Source organism: Bifidobacterium sp. MSTE12 (assembly GCF_000513015.1).
Classification (GTDB): domain Bacteria; phylum Actinomycetota; class Actinomycetes; order Actinomycetales; family Bifidobacteriaceae; genus Bifidobacterium; species Bifidobacterium dentium.
Genome location: NZ_AZYA01000020.1, coordinates 1 through 14485 on the forward strand (window position 1 = coordinate 1; position 14485 = coordinate 14485).

Below are 14485 nucleotides of genomic sequence, written 5' to 3' on the forward strand. Positions count from 1 at the left end.
TAATCGGGGTGCGGTTCAACGCCGAGGGCCCCTGACTCGATAGAGCGGAAAATCAGTCTTCCAGTTCCTTGCCGGTGCGCTCGGGCAGGCACAGGGCCGCCACGCAGGCCAGGATGAACGCCACGGCGAACACGATGAACGCCACGGCCTTGTTGCCGCCGGACAGCGTCAGGAACCATGGCACGAGCAACGGGGCGATGATGGCGGCCACTCGACCGCAGGCGGCCGCGGCTCCGGCGGCGGCACCGCGCAGGCGGGTCGGATAGATTTCCGGCGTCACCGCGTACAACACGCCCCATGCGCCGAGGTTCGAGGCCGACAACAGCATGCCGAAGCAGAGTACCGCAGCCACGGAACCGGCCTGGGAGAAGGCGAACGCCGCCACGGCGGACACGGCGAGGAACACGCTCAGGGTCTTCCTGCGACCCCAGACCTCCACCAGCCATGCCGCCAGGAAATACCCCGGCAGCTGCGCGATGGCGATGGCCAACGTATAGCCGAACGACTTGGTCAGGGAGCCGAACTGATCGGCCAGCAGCGATGGCATCCAGGTGAAGGCCCCGTAATAGGAGAAGTTCACGAAGAACCATGTGGCCCAGATCGCCGCGGTACGGGCGATATACTTCTTTCCGAACAGTTCGCGGGTATTGATCTTCGGCAACGGCTGGCCCTTCGGCGAGGCCACCGGCTCGACGCCACCGGCCTGTTCGAAATACCGCACCGCCCGTTCGGCTTCATCCTCACGCCCCTTGGATTCCAGGAATCGCACGGATTCCGGAATGTGAATGCGCGTCACGATGGCATACAGCAACGGCAGTGCGCCGATGAGCAATGCCCATCGCCAACCCCAGTCGCCGGTATTCGGAATCACGAAATATCCGATGCATGCGGCCACGATCCAGCCTATGGCCCAGAAGGACTCCAGCAGCACCGTCATACGTCCGCGCTGCTTGGTCGGCGAGAATTCGGAGACGAGCGTCGACGCGACCGGCAGCTCGGCGCCCAGACCCAGTCCGATGATCAGTCTGGCGATGAGCAATGCGGCCAGCGACCACGACAGCGCCATGCCACCGTTGGCCAGACCGAAAATCACCAACGTTGCCGAGAAGACCGTCTTGCGTCCCACTCGATCGGCAACATATCCGCCGAGCGCCGCACCGATGGCCATGCCGACGAAGCCGATGGACAGCACCCAGCTTTTCTCCGTCGGCGTCAGATTGAAATGCGGGTCGGCCGCGATGGCGGCGACCACGAACGACACCAAGCCGACGTCCATGGCGTCGAATGCCCATCCGATGCCGGAGGCCACCAGCAGTTTGCGATGAGCCTTATTGAACGGCAATCTGTCAAGTCGTTCGTTTCGGGTAAGTTCGGCCGCTCCCCCGGCAGCCTGTTGCGTTGCGGACATCTGATCCCTTCCTGTGTTTTCCCTTTTTTCGAATGCGATGCGTCACGCCGTGGTCAGGGCGGAGAGCGCATCATCCTGCGGATCAATATCGGATGCGGCGAAATCGGTCCTTGACTCGGCGACGTTCCAAGGCGTTGGCTGAGCCGTGCCCTGTTTGTAGCGATAGACCGTGGCCGGTCTGTTACGGCCGACACGCAGCTTGTCGCCGGTATCCTCAAGCAGACCGGAAGCAAGCATCTTACGGCGGAAGTTCGCCAGATCGATGTCTTCCTCGGCGATCGCCTCGTAGACGTCATGCAGTTGGCTCAGGGTGAAACGGTCGCCCACCAGCCGCGCAACGATGTCGGGATATTCGATTTTGCCGCGTAGCCGTTCCATGGCGTAATCGACGATTTCGCGATGGTCGAAGGCGAGCTCCGGCAGATGGTCCACCGGGAACCATGACACGTTGTCGCCGTCGGCGAACTCGACGCTCTCGTCCATGCCACCGACCAAGGCCCAGTAAACGATGGAGACCATCGGAAGGCCCCCATGGGACCTGGACGGATCACCGAAGGTATAGAGCTGCTCAAGATAGCGTGGATGAAGCGACGTGGTGGATTCCAGTGCCGCATAGGCTGATTGCTCAAGCGAATGATCGGCACGCAGGCCACCACCCGGCAGAGCCCACTGACCAAGGAACGGCTGGCGTACGCGTCTGACCAAAGGCATCCACAACGTACCGCGGGTCTGATCGTTCCGGTCATCCGCCCGCGCGGCAGGACCGAGTGCGAGAATCACCACGGAAACGCCGACCTGGGGAGGTTGCCTGCGCCTCTCCGAAACGTTGCCCATGATCATAACGGCCTCGATTCGTCAGTCCGAATTGTTCCGAGACCTCAGTGTATCACTTATGGTCAACATGACCATAAGTGCTGTTTCCCGCATATGAACAAGCCCCGTTGCCGGGGCCTACATGACGGAAACCAATCAGGCGATGATGCCTTTGGCAATCAGCTCACGCGCGACCTCGCGATATTCCTTCGCGGTCTTATGGTTCGGCGCATAGATGGTGATCGGCGCAGCCGCCACGGTGGAATCGGGCAGCTTGATGGACCGTGAGATCACCGAATGGAACACCTTGCCCTGAAAAGCCTCATAGATGCGTTGCAACACCTCGTCGCAGTGCAGGGTGTGCGTGAACATCGTGACCAGCACGCCATACACCTCAAGACTCGGATTGATACGCGTCTGCACCTTCTCTATGGACTGCATCAGCAGGGCCACGCCACGCAATGCGAAAAATTCCGCAGCCACCGGAATGATCACGCCGTCGGCGGCGGTCAACGCGTTCACCGTCAGCAAACCCAGCGACGGCTGGCAATCGACGATGATCACATCATATTCGTCCTTCACCTGGCGCAGCACGCCGGCAAGCACCTGCTCGCGGCCGACCTCGGTGACCAACTGCACTTCGGCGGCGGAAAGGTCGATGTTGGCCGGCATGATATCAAGGTTGTCGAAATCCGTATGCTGAATCACGGCATGCACGTCCATACGCGGATTGAACAATGCGGTATACACCGTATCTTCCACCGCATTGGCGTTGATGCCCAGACCCACCGTCGCCGCACCCTGCGGATCGAAATCGACGATAAGCACACGGCGGCCGTATTGGCTCAACGCTCCGGCGATGTTGATGGAACTGGTGGTCTTGCCCACGCCACCCTTCTGGTTGCACATGGCGATGACCCGCGCCGGGCCATGCTGCTGCAATGGTTCCGGGGCGGCAAACGTCTCATAATCACGTCCAAGCAAATCCGTAGGCATACTGATTACCTTACCAACATCCTTGTGTCAAAGTTCCACTGCTCCCATGCTAGCGCACACCCGTCGTGCAATCCGGCAATGACGCTGCCCGTTGATCAGCGCGCACGCGGATGCGCGGTCAGGTATGCCTCGATGAGATTCTCGGGACTCACGTGCGTGTAGATCTGCGTTGTGGTTACGCTGGCATGGCCGAGCAGCTCCTGTACGGTACGCACATCCGCACCGCCCTGAATCAGATGCGTCGCGAAGGAATGGCGCAAGGTATGCGGATGCAGCGGCTTGGTGATGTGCGCACGCTCACCGGCGGTTCGGATGATTTCCCACACCGACTGTCTGGACAGTCGTTTGCCGCGCTTGTTGAGGAACACCGCCCTGTGCTCGGCTGCTCCTTTGGACTTGGATTGCAAGGCGGGCCGTCCGAATCTGAGATATCGGCGCAAAGCCTCGCACGCGAAGCTGCCTACCGGTACCAGACGCTGTTTGGAGCCCTTGCCCATCAGACGCGCCACCTTATCGTCCAAATCGATGTCGTCCAGATCGACGCCGCATGCTTCGGAGACCCGCGATCCCGTGGCATACATGAACTCGAGCAACGCCTTGTCACGTAGCATCACCGGGTCATCGGCCGCGGCATCACCATGCCCTTGTTTCCCATCGTGATGCCGCGAGAGCGGGATGGAATCCATCAATCGCATCACCTCATCGACGGAAAGCACGTCCGGCAGGGTGCTTGCACCCTTGGGCGCCTTGACCTGTGCCGCGACATCATCGTGCACGACATGCTCGCTGAGGGCGAAACGATGAAAGGCATGAATGCTGGCCAGTCGACGAGCCTTGCTGCGGGCGCTCTCCCCCGAATCGTCGAGCGAGGCCACATATTCCTCGACATGCCGTGTGGTCACGTCATCGAGATCATGGATGCCCTGTTCATGCAGCCAGGACACGTATTTATGCAGGTCGGAACCGTACGCGCAGACCGTGGCCTTGGACAGTCCCCGTTCCACGTCAATGTGCGCGAGGAACTGCCTGACCAGACGTTCGCAACCATCCATGTCGTTCCTTTCGGTCTTCGCCCTATTGTCGATCTGATATGCAAAGACCTCCGCCCAACGGAGCGGAGGTCAGCATGTACGCCAATACGACGTCGGCCCGTATAGGCTCAGGCTTCCTTCGGAGCGTTCACATCAGCCGGAAGAGCGGCCTTGGCCTGCTCGACGATGGCCTTGAAGGTCTCCGGATCGGAGACGGCCAGTTCGGCCAGAGCGCGACGATCAAGCTCAATGCCGGCGAGGTGCAGGCCCTGGATGAAGCGGTTGTAGGTGATGCCTTCAGCGCGGACGGCGGCGTTGATACGCTGGATCCACAGCTTGCGGAAGTCGCCCTTGCGAGCCTTGCGGTCGCGGAAGTTGTAGGTAAAGGAGTGAAGCAGCTGCTCCTTGGCCTTGCGATACAGGCGGGAGCGCTGTCCGCGGTAACCGGAAGCCCTCTCGAGAACGACGCGACGCTTCTTGTGGGCGTTCACTGCGCGCTTGACACGTGCCATATTTGATTCCTCAGCTTTCTATTAAGTCTTGTCTTGTCAGCTCTCGCTATGCTCAGCGACCGAGCAGCTTCTTCATGCCCTTGTTCTGGGAAGAGGCCAGAACACCGTCGGCCTTCAGTTCACGGCGCTTACGAGCGGACTTATGCTCGAGGTTGTGGCGCATGGCGGAGCCGGCGTGCATCAGCTTGCCGGAACCGGTCACGCGGATGCGCTTGGAAGCGGCGGAATTAGTTTTCATCTTCGGCATTGCTGCCCTCCTTGTTTGTTACTTCGTTTCGGAAGTCTTCGGTTTGTCGGATGCCACCGCGGCCTTGGCTTCGGCTGCCGCCTGAGCCTGGGCTTCCTGCTTGGCCGCCAGACGGGCCGCCTGACGAGCCTGGCGTTCGGCACGAGACTGATCGCCACGACGACGCTGCTCGGACTGGGTGTGCACCTTTTTGCCCTTCGGCGCAAGCGTCATGATGATGTTGCGGCCTTCCTGCTTCGGAGCGAATTCGACGGTGCCGTACTCCTCCACTTCCTGGGCGAGACGCTGCAGCAGCTCGACGCCGCCAATCGGTCGGGACTGTTCACGACCGCGCAGCATGATGGTGACCTTGACCTTGTCTCCGCCATTCAGGAAGCGCACGACATGGCCCTTCTTGACTTCGAAGTCGTGATCGTCGATCTTCAGGCGGAAGCGGATCTCCTTGATTTCCGCGGTGCTCTGATTACGACGTGCCTCACGTGCCTTGATCTTCTCGTTGTACTTGAACTTGCCGTAGTCGATAAGTTTGGCGACGGGAGGCTTCGCGTTGGGCGCCACCTCGACGAGATCGAGGTTCGCTTCCTTTGCCAGGTTCAGTGCGACGGAAGTCGCGATGACTCCCACCTGCTCGCCATTCGGGCCGATCAGACGCACCTGGGAGACGCGAATCTCGTCGTTAATGCGTGGTTCGTCGCTGATGATGACTCCAATCCTCATGTTCCGTTCGGCGGAGCATCCTCGACTGGCGGTCTTTCCAAACTTCGTGACTCAAGGCAAGCCATACCCGCACGGATAACCACACGACCATACGTCAATACACAATCCGCATGCATCGCCGGCAACCGACGAAAAGGCTGATGCCTGAACCCGAGGCCCTGAAAGGCTTCCAGGTGGGGATGTCCCGCTTTCTTGATTTCTCAAGCCTTGTAGATAATACCACACCCCGGGACCGGCGCGTGTCGCATATGGCGCTCAGTCGATGGCGATGACTTCCGGCTTGGTGCCGTCATGCACGAAGTACACGTCGTACCAGGTCAGGAAGGAGTATACCGTCCAGATCTTGCGACGATCGTCCGTCTTGCCGGCGTAATTGTCGTCGATCATCTTCAGCAGGGCGGCCTGATCGAAGAACAGGCCGACATAGTCGCGTTCGAACACGGAACGTACGTACTTGTAGAACTTTTCTTCGCGCAACCATTTTTTGATTGGCACCGGGAAGCCGAGCTTCTCGCGGTCATACCATTCCTTGGGCAGGTGACGTCCCGCGGCCTGACGGAACGCGAACTTCGTGTTCTCGTCATTGATCAGGTACTTGGTGGGCACCTGTTCGGCCACGCTCATCAGCTCCTTGTCGAGCAGCGGCACGCGCAGCTCGAGCGAATGGGCCATGGTCATCTTGTCGGCCTTGAGCAGGATGTCGCCGGGCATCCACTGATGCATGTCGAGGTACTGCTTCTTCTTGAGTTCGCTCAGCCCCTTGCCCTTCACGCGGGCATAGGTCTTGTCCACGATGCTTTGCACGCTTGGAGCCTTACGGTATTCGGGCTTGAGCAGCCGTTCGGACTGCGCCTCCTCGAAGACACGCGCCTGGCCGATGAAGCTTTCCTCGGCCGGGGCGAGGTTCGCATACAGATGCCACGCGCCCGGGAAGGTCTTGCCTTTGCAGAAACGCGCGATTGCATGACGCACGCCTGCCGGCATGTGGGTCAACCAGCGGGTCAGCATCTTGACGGGCTTGTATTTGGTATGCACGCCGTAATCGATGTAGCCCGCGAACAGCTCATCGGCGCCTTCGCCGCTCAATACGACCTTGACGTCCTTGGCGGCCAGAGCCGACAGGAAGTACAGCGGTACGCAGCTCGGATTGGAATCCGGCTCGTCCAGATGCCATTGGATGCGCGGGAACGCGGCGAATGCCTCTTCGTCGGTCAGCGCCTCGGCGGTGTTGTTCAGTTTGAGCAGTTCGGCCAGCTCACCGGCCTGCTGCGATTCGTTGTAGGTGCCCTTGCCGAATCCGATGGAATAGGTGTGTTCAGGGCGGGCCACGGCTGCGACATAGCTGGAGTCCACGCCGCTGGACAGGAAGGATCCCACCTCCACGTCGGCAATCTGATGGGCTTTGACGGAACCGCATACCGTATCGTCGATGGTATTCACCAGTTCGCCCAGCTTCTGGTCGCTTTCCCGGAAATTCTCGTCATAGTACCGATGAATGCTCATCTCGCCGTCGCGATAGACGAAGTAATGGCCCTCCGGCAGCTTGTACACGCCTTTGAAGAAGGTCTCGCCGATTGCCGGGTACTGGAAGGTCATGTATGGCTTCAGCGCCTCGGCGTTGAGCTCTTTGACGAAGTCCGGGTGCTGCAGGAGGCTTTTGATCTCCGAGGCATACATGAACGTGCCGTTCATCTTGGCATAGTAGAAGGGCTTGATGCCGAAGTGGTCGCGGGCGCCGAACAGTTCGCGCCTGTTCTTGTCCCAGATCACGAAGGTGAACATGCCCCGGACGCGTTGCAGCAGATCGACGCCCCACTGCTCATAGCCATGGAGCAGCACCTCGGTGTCGCTTTTGGTGGTGAAGGCGTGGCCCGCGGCGATCAGTTCGTCGCGCAACGGCTGGTAATTGTAGATTTCGCCGTTGAAGGTGATGACCAGCGAACCGTCCTCATTGTAGATCGGCTGCTGGCCTCCGCCCAGATCGATGATGCTCAGGCGACGATGGCCCAGAGCCACATGCTCGTCGATGTAGTGACCCTCACTGTCCGGACCACGGTGAGCGATGATATCGGTCATCCGCTGCAGGGTCGGGCATTTGACATCGATTGGCATATCGTTGACGAATCCGGCGATTCCACACATAACTGCATAATCCCTTCGAAGACACTAGATAACAGGCTAGCAAAACGTATGTGCGTAAGCTGTGTCGCACTTCTCAGGCCCTCCCGAAGGGCACGTGCGTTCCCATGATAGCCTTCCCACCGCCGTATTCGACGCAACGACTGGCTACACTGTCGGATATGACCACATATGATTCGCGCACCTGCGTCATCTTCGCCGCCGGGGAATACTATCGGGAGACCCCGCACGTTCCGGATGGCGCCTTCGTCATCGCCGCCGATGGCGGACTCGACCATACACGCGCCCTCGGCATCAATGCCGATGTGGTCGTCGGCGATTTCGATTCCCTCAAGGGCGCACGGCCCACGGATGGCGCCCGTACGGTCACCCTACCTCCGCAAAAGGATGACCCCGACCTGCTGTCGGCCCTGAAGATCGGCTGGGCCCACGGCTCGCGGGAGTTCCATATCTTCGGCGCGCTCGGGGGGCGCATCGACCACACCATCTCGAACATTCAGCTCATGGCGTTGCTCGCCGAACGCGGGGCAAGCGGTTATCTGCACGGCGACGGTACGATCATCACCGCAATCTGCGACGGCGTGCTTTCCTTCCCCGCCAACGATGTGCGGCCGGGCCGCATGGTCTCGGTGTTCTCCCATTCCGACGTATCCACGGGAGTCAGCGAGCCGGGGCTCAAGTACGAGCTTGAGCATGCGACCATGAGCAATATCCGCGTCAATGGCGTCAGCAACGAGTTCCTGGATGGCGCGCCCGCACGCATCGAAGTGGAGCACGGCACACTGATCGTGACATTTCCGGCCGAGGCTCCACTGCCGCAGGTGACCCGGCTGCATGACTTCGACGGGGATCTAGGCACGCTCGATACGGAGGTCTCTTCCATCCTGGTCAAACGCAAATGCGCTTGAAAACTCATTGTGAGCGTTCACGGAAACGACGTCGTTTTCTGAAACACACGACCGCCATACGTTGCCCTAAGTACAGGTGACGCACTAAAGTGGGCGGTGTTGGTAAACAATGGCTTCATTGCGCCTCGCGCATGTGTGGCCTACCCTAAAGGGAGAATTACATGACAGTTAAGATTGGTATCAACGGCTTTGGTCGTATCGGTCGTCTGGCTTTCCGCCGTATCTTCGAGCTGCAGGCTCGTGGCGGCCAGGCCGGTGACATTGAGGTCGCTGCAATCAACGATCTGACCACCCCGTCCATGCTGGCCTACCTGCTGAAGTACGACAGCACCCACGGCACCTTCCGTCATGACGATGGCACCCCGGTCGAGGTCACCTCCACCGAAGACTCCATCGTGGTCGACGGCAAGGAATACAAGGTCTATGCCGAGAAGGATGCCAACAACATCCCGTGGGTCAAGAACGACGGCGTCGAGTTCGTGCTCGAGTGCACCGGCTTCTACACCTCCGCCGAGAAGTCCCAGGCCCACCTGAACGCTGGCGCCAAGAAGGTCCTGATCTCCGCTCCGGCCAAGGACGAGACCACCCCGACCGTCGTGTTCGGCGTGAACCACGAAATCCTGAAGGCCGACGACACCATCGTGTCCGCCGGTTCCTGCACCACCAACTCCATGGCCGCCATGGTCAAGCTGCTGGACGAGAACTGGGGCATCAAGGCCGGCTTCATGACCACCATCCACGCCTACACCGGCACCCAGATGATCCTCGACGGCCCGCGCTTCCCGAAGGCTCGCAACAACCGCGCCGCCGCCATCAACACCATTCCTCACTCCACCGGCGCCGCCAAGGCCATCGGCAAGGTCGTTCCGTCCGTGAACGGCAAGCTGCAGGGCCATGCCCAGCGCATCCAGGTTCCGGACGGCTCCGTCACCGAGCTGACCACCGTTCTGAACAAGGAAGTCACCGCTGACGAGATCAACGCCGCATTCAAGGCCGCCTTCTCCGCCACCGACTTCTACGGCTACAACGAAGACGGCATCGTGTCCTCCGACATCATCGGCGACACCCACGGTGGCGTGTTCGATCCGACCCAGACCGACGTCAACACCGTTGACGGCGTGACCATGGCTCGCACCGTCTCCTGGTACGACAACGAGTACGGCTTCACCTGCAACATGGTGCGTACCCTGCTGTACTTCGCCGAGATCTCCGAGTGAGCCGTCGCGGCTAGTCCGTTAGGTTCCTAGGAATCCCGCAGGGGCTTTCACCTCATGGTGGAAGCCCCTTTTCGCATGCCTCCATGTCTCCTCATACGGTCCTGCTCCAACCCACGTGGAATGTCGTCCGATTCTGCCGTTTCGGTCATCCAGAGCACGGTTTCGGGCCCGTGGATGACCGAAACAGCAGAATCGGACGTACGAACGTCCTATGATGAGACGCCATGGGCAAGAAAAAACACGAGAAAGGCACCGGTTCCACACCGGCGACCGTACAGCTGGACAAGGCCGGAGTCACATTCACGACCTATGAATACGCACATTCGAACGATCATATGGATGACGGCTACGGAGTTGAGGCCGCCACCAAGCTCGGATTCGACGAACACCAGGTGTTCAAGACGCTGATGGCCGACACCGGTACGGAACGTGTGGTCGGTGTGGTCCCGGTCAGCGGGCATATGGATCTGAAGGCGTTGGCCGCCGCCGTGGGCGCGAAGAAGGCGACCATGGCCGATCCGAAAGTCGCCATGCGAGAATCGGGCTACGTGGTGGGCGGGATTTCGCCTCTGGGACAGCGCACACGCCACAGGACCGTGCTGGACGAAAGCGCCCTGCGGTATGACGAGATTCTGCTGTCCGGAGGCAAGCGAGGGTTCTCCATCGGCATCAACCCGAATGATCTCATCGCGGTATTGGACGCCGTAGTCGCGCCCATCGGCACCTGGTGACCCTCAGGGAAAGGTCATCGAGCCCTGCGTAGCTCGGACGGAAGCACGAAGTGCATGTTCTCCTTGATGGTTTCGATGGTGGTCACCTCGGTGTAGCCGAAGCCCTGTAAGGTTTCGACCACGCCGGAGACAAGTTCGTCCGGTACGGAGGCGCCCGATGAGATGCCCACGGACTCCACGCCCTCGAACCATGACGGGTCGAGTTCGGCCGCATCATCGACACGGTGCGCCCTGCCGCGGCCATCAGTCGCATCGGCAACGGCATCCGCTGCGAAGCGCGAGTTCAGGCCTTCCTGCGCGACCTCCATCAATCGTACGGAATTCGAGGAATTCGCCGACCCGACGATCACCACGCAATCCGATTGCTCGGCCACCAACTTGACCGCGGCCTGACGATTCGACGTGGCATAGCAGATATCGGAGCTCGGCGGCATCTGCAGCCACGGGAAGCGGCACTTCAACGCGGCGATCGTACCGGCGGTCTCATCAACGCTCAGCGTGGTCTGCGTAAGCAGCACCAGCTTGGTGTCTTCAGCGAAATCAAGCGAGTCCACGTCGGCCTCATGTTCGATCAGATGCACATGCTCCGGGGCCTCCTCAACCACGCCGACCGCCTCATCGTGCCCCTTATGGCCGATATAGACGATTTCGAAGCCCTCCCTAACGAAACGCAGCACTTCGCGATGCACCTTGCTCACCAGCGGGCAGGTGGCGTCGATCACATGCATGCCGCGGGCCGCGGCCTCGGCCTTGACCGCCGGGGACACACCGTGCGCGGAAAAAACAATCGGAATGCCCGCCGAAGCGGCCTCATCCGGAATTTCGCGGAGCTCCTGCACGAACACCGCACCCTGAGCCGACAACTCCTCGACCACATGTTTGTTATGCACGATCTGACGACGCACGTACACCGGTGGCAGGCCATCCTTGCGGACGGGGACCGAAGCCTTCAGAATCGTCTGTACGGTAAGGATCGCCCGATCCACACCGGCGCAGAATCCGCGAGGGTCCGCCAATACGATGCGTTTGGTCATGGGTCGCCGCCTTTCATGTCATATAAGCCCTCACCAAATACTAGAGCACGGCCGTTCGCATAACGCGCGCGCTCATGTGAGCACACGACTATTGCACAACCATATCGCCGGCGATCCCTCATCCGGTAGACGGTCGCATGCACAACACGCCGGTGAACGGGCATGGCACCCTCCAAGAGAAGGTAGACTTGACCGTTAGCGGTAACAACCGTTATCGATACGTTTAGCGGCATTATGGAGTGATCTATGACCTGCAAGAACCTGCCTGCCCGCTCCGGACAGCAATTCTCCATCTCCCACGGCGACTATAAGGCGGTCGTCACCGAACTCGGCGCAACGCTGCGCAAACTGACCTACCGAGGCGAGGACCTTATCGTCTCCCTCGGCCCGGATGACGTGGTGAGCTGCTGCCATGGCCAGATTCTCATCCCGTTCCCGAACCGCGTCGAAGGCGGCGAATACACCTTCGAAGGCAAGACCTACACGTTGCCGATCGACGAACACGCGCGCAACAACGCCATCCACGGCTATGGATACCGCTCCTATTGGAAGCTGGAAAGCCTCACGGAGGAATCCGTCGCACTGACCTGGCGCACACCCAATATGGCCGGCTATCCGTTCGACATCGTAGCCACCGCCACCTATAGCCTCGCCGACGACGGTCTGCATCTGACCATCGACGCCTATAATAACGGCGATGCGAACGCCCCATGGGCCCTGGCCATCCATCCATGGCTGGCCAACGGTCTGAACGGATACGGCGACGAGATCGACGGCCACAACGCGCAGTGCAGCCTGACGCTGCCGGGCAACACGCATGTGACCGTGAACGAAAACCTGATCCCGACCGGCACCGAACCGGTGGACGGCACCAAGTACGACCTGCGCAAGGACACGCTGCTTACCGAACAGCCCTTCGATGATGCCTGGACGGACCTCGATCACGCCGAAGACGGTACCGTCACCGCGGTGTTCACCCGTCCCGACGGTCTGAAGGTCAAGGTCGGAGGCGACGAGACCATCACCTCCTTCCAGGTGTGCACCGGTACCAAGTTCCCTGCCTTCAAACACCCGGCAGGCGTTGCGGTGGAACCGCAGACCGCCTATGCCAACGCATTCAACACCGGCAACGATCTCATCGTCATCAAGCCGGGCGAGACCAGCAGCACCTCGCTGTTCCTCGGCGCGTTCGCTCAGTGAACGCCTGATTTGCACAACGTCGCACCGGTGTGCGATAATCCCGAAGGCTTATTAATCGCAAGTAAAGGAGTCCAATCATGGGCATGCGCGGACGTAAGCGCAAGGATCGTCGTAAGAAGGCCGCCAATCACGGCAAGCGCCCGAACGCCTGATCCCTGCCGGCGTGAATAACGCCACAGAGCATCAACAAACCCGCGGATTCGCAATCGATTCCGCGGGTTTTCCTATTCACCGCAACAATGGTCGAGCGTGGCACGAAGACGTTCCAATAGGCGCTCCGGCGCCTGTTCGGGACGTAGATAGGCGCGCATCGCCGCAATCAACGCCCGTTCACGCTCGTCACAGCACGTTTCGGGATCGAAGTGCTCTTCCATGCTGACATGCACGCTCGTATGCGTCACATGCGTTACGGACCCGTCCGCACTCCTGCTGGTGATGGAGATGCGCCGTTCGACGGAGTCACCGTTCATGATCTTCCCCTTCCGACGGAAGCGGTCTTCGCACCGGAGCGTGTGCCGGCCGCATACCCTCGTTCCTTCGCATATGCCGCAAGTTCCTGCTTGAGCTGCGTGCGGGCACGGTTCAGACGGCTCATCACCGTACCGATTTTCACGCCCTGCTCATCGGCCACCTGCTGATATGACTTGCCGTCGATGGCCGCATCGATGAACACCTGCCTGCGTTCCGGCGAAAGCTTGTTCAACGCGGCCATGATCTCTTCGGGCGCATAGGCGTCCAGATACTCCTGTTCGGCGGACTTCAGCTGCTCCGACGAATGTTCGGAGGCGGAGTAGATATCCCAATCGTCGTATTCGCCGGTGGAGCCGTTGGCACGTTGCGGCCTGCGTTTGGCCTTGGCGTACTGATTGAAGTAGGCGTTGCGCTCGATGGTGGTCATCCACGCGGCGAAGTTCGTGCCCTGTTTGAAGGAATCGAAGGCCTTGAACCCGCGTTCGAAGGTGTCCTGCACCAGATCCTGCGCATCGTCGGGATTGTTGGTCAGCTTCATGGCCTGCCGATAGAGCACGTCGACGATGGGCATGGCGAGCCGTTCGAAGCGCGCGCGCCTGTCCGTCATGCTTTCCTGCCCATCAGTCACGGTTTCATTCTATCGGCATGCCGCATGCGACGATGTCCGCAAAACTCCCAAGCGATTCAAAGCTCGTTCCCAGAACACACGGTTTATATAATCATGTTGGTTTTTCGCTGAGAGAAAGATTTGCCCATGTCATTGTCCCTTGCAGACGGCGTGCATCTGCTGTCCTCCCATCATCTGCTCGATGAGGTCATCACACCTGAACGTTGGAGCCTGAATGCCGATGGCATCGACAATGCCGATGTGCCGTTCACGCATATCACCTATGACACCCGCACCGTGCGCGAAGGCACGCTGCTGGTGTGCAAGGGCCGCTTCCGGCCGGAATTCCTTGACGGGCTCAAAGAGCGCGGTCTCGTCGCCTATGTGTCGGAACGTGACTTCTCCGATCACACCGAGGTTCCGGGACTCATCGTCAACGACGCGCGCAAGGCCC

16 protein-coding genes and 1 pseudogene are annotated in these 14485 nt (G+C 60.1%); 6 read left to right on the top strand and 11 right to left on the bottom strand.

The features are described 5' to 3' along the window. Positions 1–52 precede the first annotated feature (52 nt). From HMPREF1494_RS05505 to asnB, 8 genes are all read right to left on the bottom strand, one after another. On the bottom strand, positions 53–1408 hold the full coding sequence (locus tag HMPREF1494_RS05505; protein ID WP_034520713.1) for an MFS transporter: 1356 nt from the start codon (positions 1406–1408) through the stop codon (positions 53–55). Positions 1409–1450: 42 nt separating this feature from the next. Beyond that, positions 1451–2248, bottom strand: coding sequence for an NUDIX hydrolase (locus HMPREF1494_RS05510; RefSeq protein ID WP_003841417.1), 798 nt, complete (start codon positions 2246–2248; stop codon positions 1451–1453). A 129-nt stretch (positions 2249–2377) separates the two neighbouring features. Further along, the gene (locus tag HMPREF1494_RS05515; RefSeq protein WP_003839494.1) at positions 2378–3217 is read right to left on the bottom strand and encodes a ParA family protein; all 840 of its coding nucleotides are present in this window, start codon (positions 3215–3217) and stop codon (positions 2378–2380) included. A 95-nt stretch (positions 3218–3312) separates the two neighbouring features. After that, positions 3313–4269, bottom strand: coding sequence for a site-specific tyrosine recombinase XerD (gene xerD / locus HMPREF1494_RS05520; protein WP_034520721.1), 957 nt, complete (start codon positions 4267–4269; stop codon positions 3313–3315). 107 nt (positions 4270–4376) lie between these two features. Continuing rightward, positions 4377–4760: a 50S ribosomal protein L20 gene (gene rplT / locus HMPREF1494_RS05525; protein ID WP_003839491.1), complete on the bottom strand. Its 384-nt coding sequence runs from the start codon at positions 4758–4760 to the stop codon at positions 4377–4379. A gap of 52 nt (positions 4761–4812) precedes the next feature. Then, a complete protein-coding gene (rpmI, locus tag HMPREF1494_RS05530) occupies positions 4813–5007 on the bottom strand; it encodes a 50S ribosomal protein L35 (protein WP_003839490.1) in 195 nt (64 codons plus the stop codon). A gap of 18 nt (positions 5008–5025) precedes the next feature. Continuing rightward, positions 5026–5724 (bottom strand): translation initiation factor IF-3, encoded by a 699-nt coding sequence (gene infC, locus HMPREF1494_RS05535; protein WP_003839489.1) that lies wholly within the window; start codon positions 5722–5724, stop codon positions 5026–5028. A gap of 255 nt (positions 5725–5979) precedes the next feature. Further along, on the bottom strand, positions 5980–7866 hold the full coding sequence (gene asnB, locus HMPREF1494_RS05540; protein WP_003839488.1) for an asparagine synthase (glutamine-hydrolyzing): 1887 nt from the start codon (positions 7864–7866) through the stop codon (positions 5980–5982). Positions 7867–8024: 158 nt separating this feature from the next. On the opposite strand from asnB, the gene HMPREF1494_RS05545 reads away from it, so the two are divergent. From HMPREF1494_RS05545 to ybaK, 3 genes are all read left to right on the top strand, one after another. Next, complete coding sequence (locus tag HMPREF1494_RS05545; protein WP_003841410.1) at positions 8025–8771, top strand: thiamine diphosphokinase; 747 nt, start codon at positions 8025–8027, stop codon at positions 8769–8771. A gap of 161 nt (positions 8772–8932) precedes the next feature. Beyond that, positions 8933–9988, top strand: coding sequence for a type I glyceraldehyde-3-phosphate dehydrogenase (gene gap / locus HMPREF1494_RS05550; protein ID WP_003839485.1), 1056 nt, complete (start codon positions 8933–8935; stop codon positions 9986–9988). A 224-nt stretch (positions 9989–10212) separates the two neighbouring features. After that, the gene (ybaK, locus tag HMPREF1494_RS05555; protein WP_003839483.1) at positions 10213–10719 is read left to right on the top strand and encodes a Cys-tRNA(Pro) deacylase; all 507 of its coding nucleotides are present in this window, start codon (positions 10213–10215) and stop codon (positions 10717–10719) included. A 14-nt stretch (positions 10720–10733) separates the two neighbouring features. On the opposite strand, the gene HMPREF1494_RS05560 is transcribed toward ybaK, so the two are convergent. Further along, positions 10734–11753, bottom strand: a complete 1020-nt coding sequence (locus HMPREF1494_RS05560; protein ID WP_034520734.1) for a 4-hydroxy-3-methylbut-2-enyl diphosphate reductase — start codon at positions 11751–11753, stop codon at positions 10734–10736. 246 nt (positions 11754–11999) lie between these two features. On the opposite strand from HMPREF1494_RS05560, the gene HMPREF1494_RS05565 reads away from it, so the two are divergent. Beyond that, positions 12000–12953 carry an aldose 1-epimerase family protein gene (locus HMPREF1494_RS05565; RefSeq protein ID WP_003839479.1) on the top strand — a complete coding sequence of 318 codons (954 nt, stop codon included), beginning with the start codon at positions 12000–12002 and terminating at the stop codon, positions 12951–12953. 77 nt (positions 12954–13030) lie between these two features. After that, positions 13031–13105, top strand: a complete 75-nt coding sequence (locus HMPREF1494_RS11970; RefSeq protein WP_003817083.1) for a 50S ribosomal protein bL37 — start codon at positions 13031–13033, stop codon at positions 13103–13105. Positions 13106–13177: 72 nt separating this feature from the next. Here the strand turns inward: HMPREF1494_RS11970 and HMPREF1494_RS05570 are convergent, their stop codons facing one another. Both HMPREF1494_RS05570 and HMPREF1494_RS05575 read right to left on the bottom strand, forming a co-directional pair. Then, positions 13178–13423, bottom strand: a complete 246-nt coding sequence (locus HMPREF1494_RS05570) for a hypothetical protein (RefSeq protein ID WP_003839476.1) — start codon at positions 13421–13423, stop codon at positions 13178–13180. Continuing rightward, a complete protein-coding gene (locus HMPREF1494_RS05575; protein ID WP_003839475.1) occupies positions 13420–14031 on the bottom strand; it encodes a sigma-70 family RNA polymerase sigma factor in 612 nt (203 codons plus the stop codon). Before HMPREF1494_RS05575 ends, HMPREF1494_RS05570 begins: the two co-directional genes overlap by 4 nt. Before the next feature lie 147 nt (positions 14032–14178). Between HMPREF1494_RS05575 and HMPREF1494_RS05580 the strand changes: the two are divergent. Continuing rightward, positions 14179–14485, top strand: a pseudogene (locus HMPREF1494_RS05580) (UDP-N-acetylmuramoyl-L-alanyl-D-glutamate--2,6-diaminopimelate ligase); the annotation flags it as partial.